The sequence below is a fragment of the Limnohabitans sp. Rim11 genome (assembly GCF_001269365.1).
Lineage (GTDB): Bacteria > Pseudomonadota > Gammaproteobacteria > Burkholderiales > Burkholderiaceae_C > Limnohabitans_A.
In genome coordinates, this window is record NZ_CXOM01000002.1 from 551777 (window position 1) to 571057 (window position 19281).

Consider the following 19281-nt stretch of genomic DNA (forward strand, 5'->3'; position numbering starts at 1 on the left):
AACCCTAAGATTCGTTCATGGTCAAGCATTAAGTGACGTTCACTTGAAGCTAAGACCTTTGAAATCAATCTCCTGATGAGGTCACCCACATGAACCGCAATTTTGTTCACTTAGAGTATTCAACAAGCCACCCTGGTGTGGAGCGCGCAGAGCAGGTCGTGGCCAATATCAAGCGCATGGGCGAAACATTCAGCCCCACCCGAACTTTGGCCGCCATGTTGTTAGCGGCTGTGGTTGCTGCCTTTGTTGTGGTTGCAGATCAGATGATTGACACTTGGGCCGATGGTCATTTGCTGGCCGCTTGGGTGGCCCTTTGGGCTGTGGCATTTGCTGCTGCGGGCTTGTTTGCCGGCACTTCAAAAACACTGGCTTTCCAAATCAAAGCAGGTTTGGATGCTTGGTCCGCCAAGCTGGCTCAAAACCGTGCTGATGACCGCATGTGGGCCATTGCTCAAACAGACTCGCGCTTGATGTCCGACTTGCAGTCAGCCGTGGGTCGTGAAGAAGCGTCTTCGCTTAACAGCACCAGCCCAAGCGCAACACAACGCCGTGTTTCACGCATCTTGCGCAATCGTCAGTTTTACATTTGAGTCTTCAGCAGGTCGCTGAGAGGCCAAGTAAATTCCGGGAAGAATAAGGGCTGCGCCAATGGCATGGTGCACGCCCAAGGTCTCGTTCAATAGAAACCAGCCTACCAAACTACCATACAAAGGGCCCAAGTAAAGACTTGCAGCGACCCGACTTGCCCCCAAGGTTTTTTGACAAAACCCATAAGCCCAGTAAGCCCCCACACCTGGAAAAACAGCGGCCACAATGACCAATGCGGCAGCCTCTATAGACCAAGCGGGGTGAGCACTTGCAAACCATTCAGCCAAAGCAAATGGCAGCAAGACAACACTTCCCCCCATGCAAGTTGCAGCCAACCTGGCCGTCGAACTCAAGGGGCTGGCCCATTTTTTCAAAAGCAAAGCGTAGGCTGCCCAAGACACCATGGCAATCACAATCAGCCCGTCACCTAAGACCCAAATGACTTGAGACAAGGCCGCCCATTGGCCTTTGACCACTACGTGCAAGACGCCAAGCAAGGCGATGAAAACGCCCACCCCTTGTTTGAAAGAAAACTTTTCTTTAAGGCCCAGTACGGCCCCTAAAGTGATCAAGACGGGTGAGGCCGCGTAAATCAGGGCAATGTTAATGGCCGTGGTCGTTTCGCCCGCCCAGTAAACCCATGCGCCACAAATCAGCATGCCCAGAAAACCCAGTGTCAGGTATTGGGGCCAGACCTTGAGGGTTTGGCGTCTTTCGCGCCAAAGTTCTTCTCGAGCAATGATCGTCAAAATCAAACCCGCAAGCGACCATCTCCCCAAAGCCAGAACATGGGGGGAAATGATGCCGGGTGCTATTTTGGCGACGACGTAGTTCACCGCCCACATGGCAGGGGTGAACCACAGCAAAGCTTGCGCCAGCTTTTGGCGCGAGTCTGCGTTTGTCAGACCGCTGCCAAGCGTTGTTCCAACGCTGCTTTGGTATCGAGCAAAGCCTTGGGCATGTTGTAGGCCAACTGCTCAAAGTGCGTGGTGTGCAATTGCAACTCTTGTTGCCATGCCGCTTTGTCAATGCTGGTGACAGTATTAAATTGGTCGGCTGTGAAGTTCAAACCGGTCCAGTTCAATTCACCATAGGTGGGTGTCACGCCAAACATGGTTTCTTGGCCTTGGGCCTGACCTTCCAAACGGTCGATCATCCATTTCAACACGCGCATGTTGTCGCCATAACCTGGCCAGACAAACTTGCCCGCTTCGTCTTTTCGGAACCAGTTGACGCAGTAGATGCTGGGCAACTTGTGACCACCGGCTTCAATTTTGGCGCCCACGTCCAACCAGTGTTGGAAGTAGTCACTCATGTTGTAACCGCAGAAGGGCAACATGGCAAACGGATCGCGGCGAACCACGCCTTGCGCGCCAAAGGCCGCAGCCGTGGTTTCAGAGCCCATGGTGGCCGCCATGTAAACGCCTTCGGTCCAGCTGCGTGCTTCGGTGACCAAAGGCACAGTGGTAGAGCGGCGACCGCCAAAGATGAACGCGTCGATGGACACGCCTGCGGCATCGTCCCATGCGGCGTCGAGTGCTGGGTTGTTGGTGGCGGCAACGGTAAAACGTGCATTGGGGTGAGCCGCTTTGGCGCCAGTGTCTTTGGCAATCTGGGGTGTCCAGTCTTTGCCTTGCCAGTCGATCAAATGATCGGGCACTTTGCCGCTGTCCTTGTCCATGCCTTCCCACCAAACATCGCCGTCATCGGTCAATGCCACATTGGTGAAGATGACGTTTTTGTCCAAGCTGGCCATGCAGTTGGGGTTGGTGTGGTGGTTGGTACCAGGGGCCACGCCAAAGTAACCGGCTTCGGGATTGATGGCCATCATCTTGCCGTTGGCTTGGGGTTTGATCCACGCGATGTCGTCGCCAATGGTGGTGACTTTCCAGCCATTGAAGCCTTCGGGTGGCACCAACATCGAGAAGTTTGTTTTGCCGCAAGCGCTGGGGAATGCAGCTGCCACGTGGTATTTTTTTCCTTGCGGATTGGTCACGCCCAAGATGAGCATGTGTTCGGCCAACCAACCTTGTTCGCGGCCCATGCTGGACGCAATGCGCAAAGCCAAGCACTTTTTGCCCAGCAAAGCATTGCCGCCGTAGCCAGAACCGTAAGACCAGATCTCGCGTGTTTCTGGATAGTGAACAATGTACTTGACGGTGGGGTTGCAAGGCCATGACGTGGTGTCTTTGGCGCCATTGACCAACGGAGCGCCCACAGTGTGCAGGCAAGGCACGAACTCACCATCTGTGCCGATCACGTCGAACACGGCTTTGCCCATGCGGGTCATGAGTTTTTGGTTCACGGCCACATAGGCGCTGTCGGTCAACTCAATGCCAATGTGTGCAATGTGCGAGCCCAAGGGGCCCATGGAGAAAGGCACCACATACATGGTGCGGCCTTGCATGCAACCATCGAACAAAGGGTTCAAGGTCTGGCGCATTTCGGCGGGGGCCATCCAGTTGTTGGTGGGGCCGGCGTTCTCTTTCTTTTCTGAGCAGATGTAAGTACGGTCTTCAACGCGCGCCACATCGGAAGGATCGGAGCATGCCAAGAAGCTGCCTGGCCGCTTGGCGGGATTGAGCTTTTTGAAGGTGCCGCTGTCGACCAGTTGTTGGCACAGGCGGTTGTATTCTTCTTCAGAGCCGTCACACCAGTAAATATTGGCGGGCTTGCATAAAGCTGCCATTTCGGCCACCCAAGCAATCAGCTTGGGGTTTTTAACGTACGTGGGTGTATTCAGGTTCAAGCCCTGCATCACGGGTGAGTTCATGGGAAAAGCTCCAAAGTTTAAAAATCGTTTTTTGGAAAGTGCCGAGGCTTGCAAGCCACCTTGGGTCAAACACTTTTCAAAAAACGACTCAAGCAGGCGTGGACATGCACGCGATGCTGAGAAACAAATGGACTTGTACCCCGCTTGTAACTCACCTTGAATTTTAGGGAGGCTGACAAGAAAAGTGGGAAAGAAAAAGTGAAAACCCTATAAAAACTATGCAAAACTTGCATGATTAGGGCGCTTGGTGGCGATGAGCATCCAACAAGACAAGAAAAAACCCGCCAAAGGCGGGTTGTAGACAGTGGCCAGTAGGCCTTCGAAACGCCTAAGGGCGAATTCGATATTTAGGCCATGAAGACAGCGATGAAGGCCAGCAAGAAAATCAGGACCGCACCGGCGACAGGAATCACGACGGGAATGTGTTTGACGATACCTTCAACAGGATCATCGGATGTGTGTGAATCGTTGTGAGCAGACATTGAAAAAACCTCATTTAGTTCAGCGCGCTATTTTAGCTGAACCCGACACACTTGCAAAACTTCCTGTCCATAGGCCTCGAGCTTTTTGACGCCAATGCCACTGATGCCTTGCAAATCCTCCAAATTTTGGGGGTCGGCGGATGCAATGTGCGCCAAAGTTGCATCGTGAAAAATAACGTAAGCAGGTAAATTGTGTTCCTTGGCAACTTCGGCGCGCCAAGCCTTTAAGTTGATGTAGCGCACCATGGCGTCCTGATTGAGGTTGGCTGCGGCAGGTGCGACGGCCTGGGGTTTGCGGCTGCGCTTTTCGGGCTTGTGGCTGACAGACTCACGTAACAAGACCTTGGCATCGCCACGCAAAACGGCCCGTGAGCCTTCGGTCAATTGCAAGGTGTTGAAGACTTGGCCTTGAACATTGAGTGCGCCCATGGCAATAAGTTGACGCAACACGCCGCGCAGTTGGGTCTCGCTGAAGCTGGCGCCAATGCCAAAGGTGCTTAATTTGCTGTGGCCATATTGCGCCACTTTTTCTGTTGCTTTGCCGCGCAAAATGTCCATGATGTGGCCCGAGCCAAAGGAGAAGCCACTGTGTTGCTCGGCACGATAGACGGTAGAGAGCAGTTTGCGCGCAGCGTCGGTGCCATCCCAAACGGCGGGAGGGTGAAGGCAGTTGTCGCAGTTGCCGCAGGGCTCACTGGCTTCATCAAAATAAGACAAGAGGCGAACGCGCCGGCAGTCAGTGGCTTCTGCCAATGCCAACAAGGCGTCTAGTTTTCCGCGCAAGAGTTGCTTGAAGCTTTCTTCTGCAGGACTCTCATCAATCATGCGACGTTGATTGACCACGTCTTGAAGACCATAAGCCATCCAAGCATCTGCGCGCAAACCGTCGCGCCCAGCACGGCCGGTTTCTTGGTAATAACCTTCAATGTTCTTGGGCATGTCCAAGTGCGCCACAAACCTGACATCGGGCTTGTCGATGCCCATGCCAAAGGCAATGGTGGCCACAACCACAACGCCCTCATCGCGCAAAAACCGATCTTGGTGTTTTTGTCGAATGGCGGCGTCAAGGCCTGCGTGGTAAGGCAGGGCATCGATGCCCGCCTCTGCAAGCAGAGCAGCCACTTCTTCAACACGTTTGCGCGATTGACAATAAACCACACCGGCTTCGCCTTCGTGCTCGCGCTCAATGAAGCGCAGCAATTGGGTGGTCGCGTCTTTTTTCTCAACAATGGTGTAACGAATGTTGGGACGGTCGAAGCTACTAATAAAGAGCCGCGCATCTTCTAATTGCAAGCGCTCAATGATGTCGGCACGGGTCAGTGCGTCGGCGGTTGCAGTCAAGGCCACCCGAGGTACATTGGCAAACCGTTCGTGAAGAATGGTCAATCCGCGGTATTCAGGGCGGAAGTCGTGGCCCCATTGGCTTACGCAATGGGCTTCATCGATGGCAAACAAACTTAAAAGGTTTTGCGCGTACAAAGAATCGAGCAACGCCAAAAACCTGGGGGTGGTGATGCGTTCTGGTGCCGCATAAAGCAATGTAATTTCGCCACGGCGCAAGCGCTGTTCAACATCTTGCGCTTCTGCGTTGTTGAGGGTGGAGTTTAAAAATGCGGCACTGACGCCCGCTTCGTGCAGGGCGCCCACCTGATCGTGCATAAGTGCAATGAGGGGAGAGACCACAATGGTGATGCCCAAGCCAGCATTTTGACGAGCAATGGCTGGAATTTGGTAGCACAAGCTTTTGCCGCCGCCAGTGGGCATGAGAACCAAAGCGTCTTGGCCGCCAGTGACGTGTTCAATGATGTCTTGCTGTGGGCCGCGGAAAGTCTCATAGCCAAAGACCTCGCTGAGGATGCTCAGTATGTTGGGTGATTGCAGGACGGCAGAAGTAGACACGGGGTGTATTGTCTCCGATGGACTGTGGCGCTTGTGCCCTGAAGCATTGGTATTTCAAAGTATTTGATTGCAATAAGCTTCAATAGCCCCTTTGATTTTTTACAATACAACCATGAAAGCTTTGAACTACACCCGCGCCCAAGCCCTTCCTGCTATCTTGGAAAAACGCATTGCCATTCTGGATGGCGCCATGGGCACCATGATTCAGCGCTTTAAATTGAGCGAAGCCGATTACCGCGGCGAGCGTTTCAAAGACTTTCCCAAAGATGTGAAGGGCAACAACGAGTTGCTCAGCCTGACGCGCCCCGATGTGATCCGTGACATTCACGAAGGCTACTTGGCGGCTGGTGCAGACATGATTGAAACCAACACCTTTGGTGCCACCACCATTGCGCAAGAGGACTACCACATGGCCGACTTGGCCATTGAGATGAACCGCGCATCAGCCGCTTTGGCCCGCGCAGCTTGCGACAAGTTTTCAACGCCCGACAAACCGCGCTATGCGGTGGGTGCCTTAGGCCCCACACCGAAGACCGCCAGCATCAGCCCGGATGTGAACGATCCCGGTGCGCGCAATGTGGATTTTGAGTCTTTGCGCAAGGCCTACTACGAACAAACACAAGCGCTGGTTGAAGGCGGCGTGGATGTGTTGTTGGTCGAAACCATCTTCGACACTTTGAATGCCAAAGCGGCTTTGTTTGCCATTGAAGAATACTTTGCCGACAGCGGCGAGCGCCTACCCCTGATCATCAGCGGCACCGTGACCGATGCCTCGGGTCGAATTTTGAGCGGTCAAACCGTCACAGCGTTTTGGCACAGCGTGCGCCATGCACGCCCGTTGGCCATTGGTTTGAACTGTGCTTTGGGCGCTACTTTGATGCGCCCCTACATTCAAGAGTTGGCCAAAGTGGCAGATGACACCTTCATCAGCTGCTACCCCAACGCCGGTTTGCCCAACCCCATGAGCGATACCGGCTTTGATGAAACGCCCGATGTGACCAGTCGTTTGTTGCATGAGTTTGCGGCGGAAGGTTTGGTCAACATTGTGGGTGGCTGCTGCGGAACTACGCCAGACCATATTGGGGCCATTCAGCAAGCAGTCAGCCCGCTGGCGCCACGAGGCTTGCATACAGCGGCTTTTTACAAAGAGGCGGCTTAACCAAGAAGACCCCAAATAAGGGACTTTAAGCATTAAAATAAAGTCTTCCCAAGGAGCGTTGCAGCCCGTTGGCCTTCCAGGCAACGGGTCAGGCTTGGGGGTCAATCAAGGGCCTAGCCCTTTCCCATTGCAAACCACGCTCACCTGCGATCCAAGAGGTGAGTTGTGTCTGTTGTCGTTTCTCCGTTAAAACTGTCTGGTCTTGAGCCTGTCTCTATTGGCACGGACTCATTGTTTGTGAACATTGGTGAGCGCACCAACGTCACAGGCTCCAAAGCTTTTGCCCGCATGATTTTGAATGGCGAGTACGAACAGGCTTTGGCAGTAGCCCGCCAGCAAGTGGAAAACGGCGCACAAATCATCGACATCAACATGGACGAAGCCATGTTGGACAGCCAAGCGGCCATGGTTCGTTTCCTGAACCTCATTGCCTCCGAGCCCGACATTGCCCGTGTGCCCATCATGATTGACTCTTCCAAGTGGAGTGTGATTGAAGCGGGTTTGCGTTGCATTCAAGGCAAAGGCATTGTCAATTCCATCAGCATGAAAGAAGGCGTTGAGGCCTTCAAAGAACAAGCGCTGTTGATCAAGCGCTATGGCGCCGCCGCGGTGGTAATGGCGTTTGATGAAAAAGGCCAGGCAGATACCTACCAACGCAAAATTGAAATTTGCGAACGCGCGTACCGCGTGTTGGTCGATGAGGTGGACTTCCCGCCGGAAGACATCATTTTCGACCCTAACATTTTTGCCATTGCCACCGGCATTGAAGAGCACAACAACTACGCCGTCGATTTCATTGAAGCCACGCGTTGGATCAAACAAAATTTGCCTGGTGCCAAAGTGTCGGGCGGTGTGTCCAATGTGTCCTTCAGCTTCCGCGGCAACGATCCTGTGCGCGAAGCCATTCACACGGTATTTTTGTACCATGCCATTCAAGCGGGCATGGACATGGGCATTGTCAATGCGGGCATGGTGGGTGTGTACGACGAACTCGAGCCCGACTTGCGTGAGCGTGTAGAAGACGTGGTCTTGAACCGTCGCCCTGATGCCGGCGAGCGGTTGGTCGAAGTGGCTGAGAACGCCAAAGGCGCGGCAAAAGATGACTCGCAAAAACTCGCATGGCGCGGCACGCCCGATGCGCCAGTGACTGTCTCCGCGCGCTTGTCACACGCCTTGGTGCATGGCATCACCGACTTCATCACCGAAGACACCGAAGAAGCCTATCAAGAAATATTGGCCAAAAACGGCCGACCACTGCACGTCATTGAAGGCCCGCTGATGGATGGCATGAACGTGGTGGGCGACTTGTTTGGCCAGGGCAAGATGTTCTTGCCACAAGTGGTTAAATCCGCGCGCGTCATGAAGCAAGCCGTGGCGCACTTGGTGCCTTACATCGAAGAAGAAAAACGCCAACAAGAAGCCGCCGGCCAGGACGTGAAGTCCAAAGGCAAGATTGTGATTGCCACAGTCAAAGGCGACGTGCACGACATTGGCAAAAACATTGTGACGGTGGTGCTTCAGTGCAACAACTTTGACGTGGTCAACATGGGTGTGATGGTGCCTTGCCACGAAATTTTGGCCAAGGCCAAAGAAGAAAATGCCGACATCATTGGCTTGTCAGGCCTCATCACCCCCAGTTTGGAAGAGATGCAGTACGTGGCCAGCGAAATGCAAAAAGATCCGCATTTCCGTTTGCGCAAAATGCCTTTGCTGATTGGTGGCGCCACCACCAGCCGCGTGCACACGGCCGTCAAAATTGCCCCGCACTACGAAGGCCCGGTGGTCTATGTGCCCGATGCTTCTCGCAGCGTGAGCGTGGCGCAAGGTTTGTTGTCTGACCAAGCCGCTACTTACATTGACGAGCTCAATGCCGACTACGCCAAAGTGCGTGAGATGCATGCCAATAAAAAGCAAACGCCCATGTGGCCATTGGCCAAAGCGCGTGGCAATAAAACGCAAATCGATTGGACAAGTTTTAAATCACCCACGCCCAAGTTCATTGGTCGCCGCGTATTCAAAAATTTTGACCTGGCCGAATTGGCGCGCTACATCGACTGGGGCCCCTTCTTCCAAACCTGGGATTTGGCCGGTCCCTACCCCGCCATTTTGAAAGACGAAGTGGTGGGCATTGAAGCGCAAAAGGTGTTCAATGATGCACAGAAGATGTTGCAAAAAATCATTGAAGGCCGCTGGATCACGGCACATGGGGTGATGGGCTTGTACCCCGCCAACAGCGTGAACCATGACGACATTGCCTTGTATGCCGATGAGTCACGTCAAGCGCCTGTACTCACCTGGCATGGCCTGCGTCAACAAACAGAAAAGCAAACTGGCAAACCCAGCCGTTGCTTGGCAGACTTTGTGGCACCTTTGCTTGATGCAAAAGGTCAACCGACAAAACTACAAGATTACGTAGGCGTCTTCGCCGTCACGGCTGGTATCGGTGTTGAAAAACGCGAGCAGGCTTTTGAAGCTGCTCACGACGACTACAGCGCCATCATGCTCAAAGCTTTGGCCGACAGATTTGCAGAAGCTTTTGCAGAGTGCCTACACGAGCGCGTGCGCAAAGACTTGTGGGGCTACGCTGCAGCAGAGAGCGCAACACTGGAAGATTTGGTTGCCGAGAAATACCAAGGCATCAGGCCAGCGCCAGGCTACCCCGCTTGCCCGGACCATTCGGTTAAAAAGCAAATGTTTGAACTCTTGCAATGTGAAGAAATTGGCATGGGCCTGACCGAGAGTTTGGCCATGACACCCGCTGCCAGCGTGTCAGGTTTTTACCTCAGCCACCCCGACAGTCAGTACTTCAATGTGGGCAAAGTGAGCGAAGACCAAGTGCAAGATTTGGCCAAGCGCCAGAACCTCAAGGTGTCAGACATTCAGCGCTTATTGGCACCTAATTTGTGAGCGCTAGGCCTTGCTTTGTTAGTTTCAAGTGCTCAATGTTTTTGACTTGATAGGGCGCTCTTTTGTGCCCACCACAAGCAGCCGACGCCAATGATGCCAATCACCAAAAGCCATCTCAAGCCCGTGGTGTAACCCGCCTCGGGCGTCCACATGAGGCCTAAGGCCCATGGCGCAACAGCACGCCCCATGGCCAGCGGCAAACCCAACAGGCCATTGAGTTGGCCCACATGTTCACGGCTGACGTACTGCGCCATCGCCGTCCCTTTGACAATGGTGTTGAGCCCGTTGCCCAAGCCATAAAAAGTTATAAACAGCAAAGCTGCCCAAGGCGCCAAGCCGCCTGTTACTAAACATACCAAGCCCAGCGGAACCAAACAAGGGATCCATTTGTTGGCGGCATGAACGTCCAAATGTTTTTCAAAAAGAAACAGTAAAAACCTTCCCAAGACTTGAATCACACCAATGGATGCCGGTATGGCGATGACCCACTCCGGTGACAAGTGAGCTTCTTCAAGCAAGCTCACCATGTGTGCCGGCAAGGCAGAACTGACAACGGCCGTCATCCACATAAAGCCAGCGAGAAGCCAGAAGGGCGCGCGTTTTAAATGTTCACCGATGGCAGGCTTTGTAGGTTGATTGGAAGCATCCGAAATAGGTGAACCACTTAGTGGCAAATGATTTGAAACAGACGTGCTGGCATTTTTCTGCGCACCTCTTAAAAACCAAGCATGCAAAGGCACACAAATGAGCCATTGCATCAAAGCCAACACCCACAAGGCATGGCGCCAGCCTAAGGATTGAATAAGCCACGACGAAAGCGGAAAGAACACCGTACTGGCCAAGCCCCCCAGAAAAGTCATGATGATGATGGCGCGCCTGAAGTCGTTCGGAAATCGACGAGTGACAACGGCAAACACCGGTGCATAGAGGGTGGCGGACATGCCCAAGCCCAGACAAACCCAAATCGCATAAAAACCACTGAGAGACTCGACAAAACTGTGAGCCAACAAGCAAGCGCCAACCCATGCAGAGCCCCAGGTCATCACCTTGCGCTCATGACCTTGGTCAATCCAGCGACCGACTGGGTAAGCCATCAAGCCGTCTGCCAAGAGCGCCAAGCTAAATGCCAAAGAGACTTCTGCACGAGTCAGTCCTAATTCGCGCTCAACCGGCCCCATCAACAAGGAGAAGGTGTAGAAAACGCTGCCCCAAGTGATGAGCTGTGCCCACGAAAGCCAAACGGCAAAAGGCCCTAAGGATGGCTTGTCAGCATTGCGTTTGGATGTTTCCCAAAAAGCCCGAAATGGATGCATGTTGACATTATCTGTCGGACGTAAACGGTCTTCGGTATTGGACCGCTTCTGCAAGATCTGAAGTTTCGATGTCAGGGTGATCTGAAAGATCGGCGATGGTTCTAGCCACTTTCAATACGCGATGGGTACTTCTACTGCTCCAGGCGAAATGTGAAGCCACTTGATGAAGGTAGTCCGACGCTTCAGACGCCAATGGGCAATGTTTTTCCAGCAAAGCACCCGCTAGGGATTGATTCGCGCATCCTTGACGCAGCTTAGAGACGTGATTGGCTTGAAGGCAGCGCTCGCTGATTCTCGCCGTGCTTTCTGCGGCGGGCGCGTTAATGAGAAGTTTGGCATCTTGGCTGGGAACCTCTATGTGCAAGTCAATTCGGTCAAGCAATGGCCCACTGATCTTTCTCATGTATCTGTGAACTTGATCGGGCGTGCATCGGCACACAGGACCTTTTTGTCCGCCCTTTTGGACTTGACCCGCATACCCGCATGGGCAAGGATTCATGGCTGCTATGAGTTGAAACCGCGCAGGAAATTCTGTGCTCATTGCTGCCCGCGAGATGGTGACACTGCCCGACTCAAGGGGTTCGCGCAATGCTTCTAGGGCCGATCTTGGAAACTCCGGCAATTCATCCAAAAACAAAACGCCGTGGTGTGCCAAAGATATTTCGCCAGGACGAGGGGGTGACCCGCCGCCAACCAAAGCCACTGCGCTGGCTGAATGGTGCGGGTGGCGGGTGGGCCGCCTTGACCACTGTGAAAGGTCAAACCGACCGGCAAGACTGGCAATGGCCGCAGCCTCTAAGGACTCTTGGATATTGAGAGGCGACAGCAAACCCGAGAAACGATGAGCCAACATCGACTTACCAGACCCAGGTGGCCCCATCATCAACAAACTGTGGCCGCCAGCCGCGGCTATTTCCAGCGCACGTTTGGCGCCAGACTGACCTTTGACATCGGCCAAATCGAGGCTTTGATGATCTGTATGGCGGGGTAAGACCCCCGGCAAAAGTTTGGCCCAACCCTGCTCATCATGGATGGCGGCACCAGTTTGCTCGGAGCTTCGATTGACAAATTGCATGGCCACCGCACTTAAATGGTCTGCTCTGTAAACCGTGACGTCAGGCACCAGGGCGGCCTCCTCGGCACTGCCCGGGGGCAAAACCAAGCATCGGCCTTTGGGTTGTTGGTACAAGGCAAGCCCCATGACCAAAGCGCCCTTGATGGGCCGGAGTGCACCCGACAAAGAAAGCTCGCCTGCAAATTCATAAGCGCTTAAAAGAGAGCCATCGATTTGCCCACTGGCAGCCAAGATGCCCAGGGCGATGGGCAGGTCAAAGCGTCCGGAGTCTTTGGGCAAATCGGCTGGCGCCAAATTTACCGTGATTCGCTGATTACTTGGAAACTCAAAGCCCGAGTTTTGAAGCGCAGAGCGAACCCGCTCCCTGGCTTCTTTAACCTCAACATCTGCCAAACCGACCAAAGTAAAGCTGGGCAAACCATTGGCCAAGTGCACCTCGACAGTGACAGGGGGCGATTGAAGGCCAAGCAAAGCTCGACTTTGCACCAAAGACAGACGCATACAGGTTCCTTGCACCAAGTTAGTGCACCATTGCTGTGGCTTTTTATAAGCCATACCTAGGCGGGTGCAGAAGACATTGAACCATTGAAGTCTTCAAAAGCCATGTTTCAGAGGCGTGACAATGACTTGCACTGATGCAGTGCAGCATTGGCATGCTAAATGCTAAGTACCCACAGTCTCATTCTCATTTAACAGGAGTTATCTATGAAAAAAATCGTTTCCCCCCTGATGTTCGCCATGGCTTTGGCATCTGCTGGCACCGCAATGGCCCAAACAGCGCCCGCAGCGCCTGAGTCAAGCTTGTCTTTCAATGTGGGCGCAGTGAGCGAGTACCGTTACCGCGGATATTCACAGAGTCGTTTTGACCCAGCGGTCCAAGGTGGCGCAGACTACGCCGACAAGAGCGGTGTCTATGTGGGTGTTTGGGGTTCTGGCATCAAGTGGGTCAAAGATGGTGGCGGTAAGTCAAACATGGAAGTTGATATCTACGGTGGCTATAAGTTCTCCGTGGGTGACGTCGCTTATGACATTGGCTTCTTGCGCTACGAGTACGCTAACAATGACTTGCCAGTGAGTGCCAATACCAATGAGTTTTACGGCGCAGTCACTATGGGCCCAACCACTTTGAAGTATTCACAAAGCACAGGTAACCTGTTTGGTTTCGCAGGCAGCAAGGGAAGCTCTTATGTTGACCTGACAGCTAACTTTGATTTGGGCAGCGGCTTTACTTTAACGCCTCACCTGGGTTACCAAAAAGTCAAAGGTGCAGGTAACGGCATTTACTCCTATACAGACCTTGCACTCACAGTCGCTAAAGATTTAGGCAATGGTTTGACAGCATCGGCCGCCCTTATTGGCACCGACGCTAAAACAGGCTCATACGTCAGCCCCGCTGGCAAGCAACTCGGCAAAGCCGGTTTGGTTGTCGGCGTGAAATACGCGTTCTAAATTACCCCAACAATACAAGGAGCCATCATGAAACTGGTGACCGCCATCATTAAACCGTTCAAGTTGGACGAAGTGCGTGAAGCGCTGTCCGCCATTGGCGTACAGGGCATTACGGTGACTGAAGTCAAAGGCTTTGGTCGTCAAAAAGGTCACACCGAGTTGTATCGCGGTGCCGAGTATGTGGTTGATTTCTTGCCCAAGGTCAAGATTGAAGCCGCTGTGGCATCCGATCAAGTTGAACGTGTGATCGAAGCCATCGAATCTGGTGCACGCACCGGCAAGATTGGTGACGGCAAAGTGTTTGTGTACGACTTAGAACAAGTCATTCGCATTCGCACCGGTGAAACTGGGGCGGAAGCCCTTTGATGCCCCAGAAAGAGAGATCAAAATGAAAAAATTATTTGCCTCCCTCGCGTTGGGCTTGTCATTGTGTTTTGGTGGTGCCGCTTTTGCGCAAACAGCGCCAGCAGCCGAAGCCAAAGTGGAAGCGAAAGTAGAAGCCAAAGCGGAAGCTAAGGTTGATGCTGCAGCGCCTGCTACAGCGCCCGCTGCAGCACCTGCTGCCGCAGAAGCAGCCCCCGCCCTTGTCCCTAACAAAGGCGATACAGCCTGGATGATGGTCTCCACCATCCTGGTCATCATGATGGTGGTGCCAGGTTTGGCATTGTTCTACGGCGGTTTGGTCCGCAGCAAGAACATGTTGTCTGTGCTGATGCAAGTCATGGTCACGTTCTCATTGATCACGGTCTTGTGGTTCATTTATGGCTACAGCTTGGCGTTCACTGAAGGCAATGCCTACATTGGCGGCCTCGACCGACTGTTCATGAATGGCATCTGGGACAACGCAGCAGGCACATTTGCCAACGCCGCAACGTTCAGCAAAGGTGTGGTCATTCCCGAAATCACGTTTGCAGGTTTCCAAGCGACATTCGCGGGCATCACTTGCGCCCTGATCGTGGGTGCATTTGCAGAGCGCATCAAGTTTTCCGCTGTTTTGTTGTTCATGACACTGTGGTTCACTTTCAGCTACTTGCCCATTGCACACATGGTCTGGTTCTGGATGGGTCCCGATGCCTACGCAACCAAAGAAGTGGTTGACGAGATGACTGGCAAAGCGGGTTTGATCTGGCAGTGGGGCGCGCTTGACTTTGCTGGCGGTACCGTTGTTCACATCAACGCGGCTGTGGCTGGTTTGGTCGGTGCTTTCATGATTGGCAAGCGCGTGGGTTATGGCCGCGAAGCCATGGCACCTCACTCTTTGACATTGACCATGGTCGGTGCCTCATTGCTGTGGGTGGGCTGGTTTGGTTTCAACGCTGGTTCTGCACTCGAAGCCAATGGTTTTGCTGCCCTCGCTTTCGTCAACACTTTGTTGGCAACTGCTGCAGCAGTGTTGGCCTGGTGTGTGGGTGAAGCGCTGATGCGTGGCAAAGCGTCTATGCTGGGTGCAGCCTCTGGTGCTGTGGCTGGTTTGGTGGCCATCACGCCAGCAGCGGGCAACGTCGGTATCGGCGGCGCCTTGGTCATTGGTATCGTGGCAGGCTTCGCATGCTTGTGGGGCGTCAATGGCCTCAAGAAAATGCTGGGCGCGGACGACTCCTTGGACGTCTTCGGTGTGCACGGTGTGGGCGGTATCGTCGGTGCCTTGTTAACCGGTGTATTCAACTCACCTGCTCTGGGTGGTCCTGGCTTTGTAGCCGACTGGGTGACTGTGACCATGGTGACTGCTGCCGATTACTCCATCGCAGCGCAAGTTTGGACCCAAGCCAAAGCTGTCCTCCTTACCATCGTATGGTCTGGCGTGGTGTCTTTGGTGGCCTTCAAACTGGTTGATTTGACAGTGGGTCTGCGTGTCTCTGAAGAAGAAGAGCGCGAAGGCTTGGACATCAGCTCACACGGCGAAACCGCTTATCACAGCTAATCCGCAAAGATTTGAAAAGACTTTCCGAGAAGTTAGTCTCCAACTTAACAAGCCCGCTTCGGCGGGCTTTTTTTTGCGCATTTCAAATGTGACATTGAGTGACATGGGAGGTTCAGGCAAAGATTTAATTCACAATGACAAACAAGAAGAATTGAATTCAAAGAGGCCATGTCCATGACAAATCCCCCTGAACATTTAAGTCCCCAATGGCACTGCCTTACCGCTCAGCCGGACACCTTGGGCGAGTCGCCCTTTTGGAACCCCCACGAAAAGCGCTTGTACTGGGTTGACATTCCTGGTCAACGTTTAAGGCGCATGACGGTAGGATCCGACTTAACGGCGTTGCACGCAGTTGAAGACTGGCAGCTGGATGAAGAGCCCGGTTGTTTTGCCCCAGCCCAAAAAGGCGGTTGGGTCATGGCACTTCGCAACGGAATTTACCAAGCTGACATTTGGGGCGGTGAACTCACGTTGCTGGCGGCCGCGCCATACGACACCACCAAGCTGAGGTTCAACGATGGCAAATGCGATCCCGTCGGCCATTTTTGGAGTGGCTCGATGTACGAGCCGCGAGATCAGGCCGCTGGCGTTCTTTACGCCTTACAACGTGACGGTCAACTTCAAGCCAAGGCAACACAAGCCACAGTGGCCAATGGCTTGGCGTGGTCCCCAGATGGTAAAACCATTTATTGGTCCGACACGGCGTCGCATTGCATCCGGGCGTGGGACTATGACGCCCCCACACAAGCACTGGCCCACGAACGCACGTTTGCCCAATTTCCCATGAAGCCCAAAACGTGGACTTACGGTACACCCGAGGCTCAAACTTACATGGGCCGACCCGATGGCGCAGCGGTTGATGCAGAAGGGTTTTATTACGCAGCCATGTACGAGGGCCATCGACTGGCCAAGATTGCACCCGACGGTCGCTGTGTGGCATTCATTGAAACGCCTGTGCAATGCCCCACCATGCCATGCTTTGGGGGAGAAGATTTGAAAACGCTGTTCATCACCACTTCGGCGCATGGCCGAAGTGAGGCGGAACTGAAAGCGCTGCCCAATTCAGGTTGTGTTTTTGCCACTCGGGTCGACACGCCCGGCCTACCTGTGAGTTTTTGCAAAAACTGATGTGACTTAATTCTTGACCCCTGACCTGACAAAAGATCCGCTGCCGTTTAACATGGAGGCATGAACGACAGCACCCCTTCAAGTCAAAGCACAGACGCTGTGTCAAATGCTGCAGCCAATGCCGCATCGCATATTGGGTCTCATGCTTATCCTGACTTGAGCACTCTTTTGGAAACCATTCGCGAGGCTGCTTCAGCTTCACCGTCTCAGCGCAAAGCCTTTCGAATTCATGGTTCCGGCAGCCATGACTTTTTTGGTGAAAGCCTTGAGGGTGAGTTGTTGGAAACGCGCGGCCTTCATGGCATCGTCCAATACGAGCCAAGTGAGTTAGTCATTACTGTTGGCGCAGGCACGCCATTGCTAGATTTAGAAAACGAACTGGCCGAAAAAGGACAGTGTTTGGCGTTTGAGCCGCCGCACTTTCAATCGAAAGACCAAGCTGCCAAAGCCACTGTCGGCGGCATGGTGGCGTCTGGTTTGAGCGGTCCCTCCAGAGCCAGCGTCGGCGCAGTTCGCGATTTTGTTTTGGGCATGCGCTTCATCAACGGACGCGGCGAGCACCTCACTTTTGGCGGCCAAGTCATGAAGAATGTGGCCGGCTACGATGTCAGTCGATTGCTGGCCGGCAGTTGGGGAACTCTGGGTTTGATCACCGAAGTCTCGCTCAAGGTTTTGCCGGTTGCCCCTGCCGAGGCTTTCTTGATGTGCCAGATGTCGCAAGCGAAAGCGCTTGAATTGTTGAACCAGTGGGGCGGGCAACCCCTGCCCTTGAACGCAAGCTGTTGGGTCAAAGACACCACCGTGGCTGGCGCACCAGAAATGCTGTTCATTCGATTGCGTGGGGCACAAGCTGCGGTGGAAGCTGCCAAAAGCAAAATGGCCAAAGATGTCGCGTCTCTTAACAGTGAACTGATTGAGCAGCAAGCCAGCAGCGCCGCAGCCGATTGGCATGCGGGCCGCAATCAACGCTTGCCCTTTTTTACAGACAGCGCGGCCGCAAGCGATGTGGCCTTGTGGCGGTTTTCGGTGCCGCAAACGGCACCCGCTTTGCCATTGCCAGCCAGCGCCTCTGCCCCTTACATTGAATGGCATGGGGCACAGCGATGGGTTTGGGCGCCCCTTAGCGATGCGCAATCGTTAAGGCAAATAGCAGCCAATGTAGGTGGCCAGGTGACTTTGTTCAGACGCTCTCAACAAGCCAGCGCCGCACTGCAGGTCGATGTGCCCGTGTTGACACCGCTCGATCCTGTCCAACAAAGAATTCAGCAAGCGCTGAAAAACCAATTTGATCCTGCGGGGCTGTTTGGCCCGCGCAGAATGAACGCGCATTTCTGAGGCTCACCATGCAAACCCAACTCGCACCTGAGTTTCAAAACACCTTACTGGGCCAAGAGGCTGAAGCCATCTTGCGCCAATGTGTTCATTGTGGTTTTTGTACCGCCACCTGCCCCACCTATCAAATCATGGGCGACGAGTTAGATGGTCCCAGGGGCCGCATCTATCTGATGAAACAGGTGTTTGAAGGCGCAGAGCCTACGCGCAAAACACAACTGCATTTAGACCGTTGCCTCACATGCCGCAACTGCGAAAGCACCTGCCCATCTGGCGTGCAATATGGGCACTTGGTTGACTTGGGTCGCAAGGTGGTGGATGCCAAAGTGCAGCGGCCCTTCAAGGAACGCGCTTTGCGTTGGGCGCTCAAGGAGGGACTGACCTCGTCTTTGTTTGCGCCGGCCATGAAGCTGGGGCAAAGTGTGCGCTCGCTACTGCCTTCGGCGCTCAAAGCCAAAGTACCTGCCCCGCAACAAGCCGGCGCTTGGCCAACCGCCCAACAAGCGCGCAAAGTGTTGATGTTGGCCGGTTGCGTTCAGCCCGCGATGAAGCCCAACATCAACACTGCAACCGCGCGCGTTCTGAGTGCGTGCGGTATTCAAGTGGTGGTGCCGCCGGCTGCAGGTTGTTGTGGCGCCGTTAAATTTCACTTGAACGATCAAGTGGGCGGCCTGGATCACATGCGCAACAACATCGATGCATGGTGGCCATGGGTTGAACAAGGTATCGAAGCCATTGTGATGAACGCTTCTGGATGCGGCGTCACAGTCAAAGAATACGGGCACCTGTTGCAGCACGACGCGCAATATGCCGCCAAGGCGCAGAAAATTTCAGAGCTCACGCGTGATTTGAGTGAGCTCTTGCCCATGTGTTTGCCAGAGCTCCAAAAACAATTGAAGCCTGAGGCGGTGGCCGCAACAGGGCTGTTGGCTTATCACCCGCCCTGCACACTGCAGCACGGGCAGCAACTCAAAGGTGGCGTAGAGGCGCAGTTGGGCCAGCTAGGCTTTCAGTTGCGCGTGACAGACATTGAATCCAACTTGTGCTGTGGCTCTGCAGGCACTTATTCTGTGTTGCAAGCCGAAACAGCCTACAACTTGCGCGACAGAAAACTGGGCCACTTAAACAAGCTGCAACCCACCGCTATTTTGAGCGCCAACATTGGCTGCATCACGCACCTACAAAGCGGCTCGGACGTACCCGTGAAGCACTGGATTGAAATGGTCGATGAGGCCTTGTCAAAGGGCTAAGCTTA

General features: G+C 53.9%; 15 protein-coding genes and 1 riboswitch. Of the genes, 9 read left to right on the forward strand and 6 right to left on the reverse strand.

Annotated elements, in window-relative coordinates; all coding sequences use genetic code 11:
* Window positions 1-89 precede the first annotated feature (89 nt).
* Window positions 90-590, forward strand: coding sequence for a hypothetical protein (locus AMM03_RS07315; RefSeq protein ID WP_090129964.1), 501 nt, complete (start codon window positions 90-92; stop codon window positions 588-590).
* Here AMM03_RS07315 and AMM03_RS07320 read toward each other — a convergent pair.
* The 4 genes from AMM03_RS07320 to recQ form a co-directional block, all read right to left on the reverse strand.
* The gene (locus AMM03_RS07320) at window positions 555-1454 is read right to left on the reverse strand and encodes a DMT family transporter (RefSeq protein ID WP_228764606.1); all 900 of its coding nucleotides are present in this window, start codon (window positions 1452-1454) and stop codon (window positions 555-557) included. The two genes, AMM03_RS07315 and AMM03_RS07320, sit on opposite strands and share 36 nt — an antisense overlap.
* Window positions 1455-1489: 35 nt before the next feature.
* On the reverse strand, window positions 1490-3361 hold the full coding sequence (locus AMM03_RS07325; protein ID WP_090130760.1) for a phosphoenolpyruvate carboxykinase (GTP): 1872 nt from the start codon (window positions 3359-3361) through the stop codon (window positions 1490-1492).
* Between the two features lie 347 nt (window positions 3362-3708).
* Window positions 3709-3843, reverse strand: a complete 135-nt coding sequence (locus AMM03_RS14335) for a hypothetical protein (RefSeq protein WP_255349620.1) — start codon at window positions 3841-3843, stop codon at window positions 3709-3711.
* 27 nt (window positions 3844-3870) lie between these two features.
* Window positions 3871-5742, reverse strand: coding sequence for a DNA helicase RecQ (gene recQ, locus AMM03_RS07330; protein ID WP_228764607.1), 1872 nt, complete (start codon window positions 5740-5742; stop codon window positions 3871-3873).
* A 112-nt stretch (window positions 5743-5854) separates the two neighbouring features.
* On the opposite strand from recQ, the gene AMM03_RS07335 reads away from it, so the two are divergent.
* Both AMM03_RS07335 and metH read left to right on the forward strand, forming a co-directional pair.
* Window positions 5855-6901, forward strand: coding sequence for a homocysteine S-methyltransferase family protein (locus AMM03_RS07335; protein ID WP_090130764.1), 1047 nt, complete (start codon window positions 5855-5857; stop codon window positions 6899-6901).
* A gap of 44 nt (window positions 6902-6945) precedes the next feature.
* Window positions 6946-7050: riboswitch (S-adenosyl-L-homocysteine riboswitch) on the forward strand.
* 16 nt (window positions 7051-7066) lie between these two features.
* Window positions 7067-9808 (forward strand): methionine synthase, encoded by a 2742-nt coding sequence (gene metH, locus AMM03_RS07340; RefSeq protein ID WP_090129968.1) that lies wholly within the window; start codon window positions 7067-7069, stop codon window positions 9806-9808.
* 32 nt (window positions 9809-9840) lie between these two features.
* On the opposite strand, the gene AMM03_RS07345 is transcribed toward metH, so the two are convergent.
* Both AMM03_RS07345 and AMM03_RS07350 read right to left on the reverse strand, forming a co-directional pair.
* Window positions 9841-11121 carry an MFS transporter gene (locus tag AMM03_RS07345; protein ID WP_090129970.1) on the reverse strand — a complete coding sequence of 427 codons (1281 nt, stop codon included), beginning with the start codon at window positions 11119-11121 and terminating at the stop codon, window positions 9841-9843.
* Window positions 11122-11128: 7 nt separating this feature from the next.
* Window positions 11129-12697: a YifB family Mg chelatase-like AAA ATPase gene (locus AMM03_RS07350; RefSeq protein WP_090130766.1), complete on the reverse strand. Its 1569-nt coding sequence runs from the start codon at window positions 12695-12697 to the stop codon at window positions 11129-11131.
* Window positions 12698-12901: 204 nt separating this feature from the next.
* Between AMM03_RS07350 and AMM03_RS07355 the strand changes: the two genes are divergently transcribed.
* From AMM03_RS07355 to glcF, 6 genes are all read left to right on the forward strand, one after another.
* Window positions 12902-13645: a TorF family putative porin gene (locus AMM03_RS07355; protein WP_090129972.1), complete on the forward strand. Its 744-nt coding sequence runs from the start codon at window positions 12902-12904 to the stop codon at window positions 13643-13645.
* A gap of 27 nt (window positions 13646-13672) precedes the next feature.
* Entirely contained in the window at window positions 13673-14011 is a 339-nt protein-coding gene (gene glnK / locus AMM03_RS07360) for a P-II family nitrogen regulator (protein WP_090129975.1), read from the forward strand.
* A 22-nt stretch (window positions 14012-14033) separates the two neighbouring features.
* Entirely contained in the window at window positions 14034-15566 is a 1533-nt protein-coding gene (locus tag AMM03_RS07365; protein WP_090129977.1) for an ammonium transporter, read from the forward strand.
* 174 nt (window positions 15567-15740) lie between these two features.
* Complete coding sequence (locus tag AMM03_RS07370; RefSeq protein ID WP_090130768.1) at window positions 15741-16694, forward strand: SMP-30/gluconolactonase/LRE family protein; 954 nt, start codon at window positions 15741-15743, stop codon at window positions 16692-16694.
* 60 nt (window positions 16695-16754) lie between these two features.
* The gene (gene glcE, locus AMM03_RS07375; protein WP_090129979.1) at window positions 16755-18029 is read left to right on the forward strand and encodes a glycolate oxidase subunit GlcE; all 1275 of its coding nucleotides are present in this window, start codon (window positions 16755-16757) and stop codon (window positions 18027-18029) included.
* An 8-nt stretch (window positions 18030-18037) separates the two neighbouring features.
* The gene (gene glcF, locus AMM03_RS07380) at window positions 18038-19276 is read left to right on the forward strand and encodes a glycolate oxidase subunit GlcF (RefSeq protein WP_090129982.1); all 1239 of its coding nucleotides are present in this window, start codon (window positions 18038-18040) and stop codon (window positions 19274-19276) included.
* Window positions 19277-19281 lie beyond the last annotated feature (5 nt).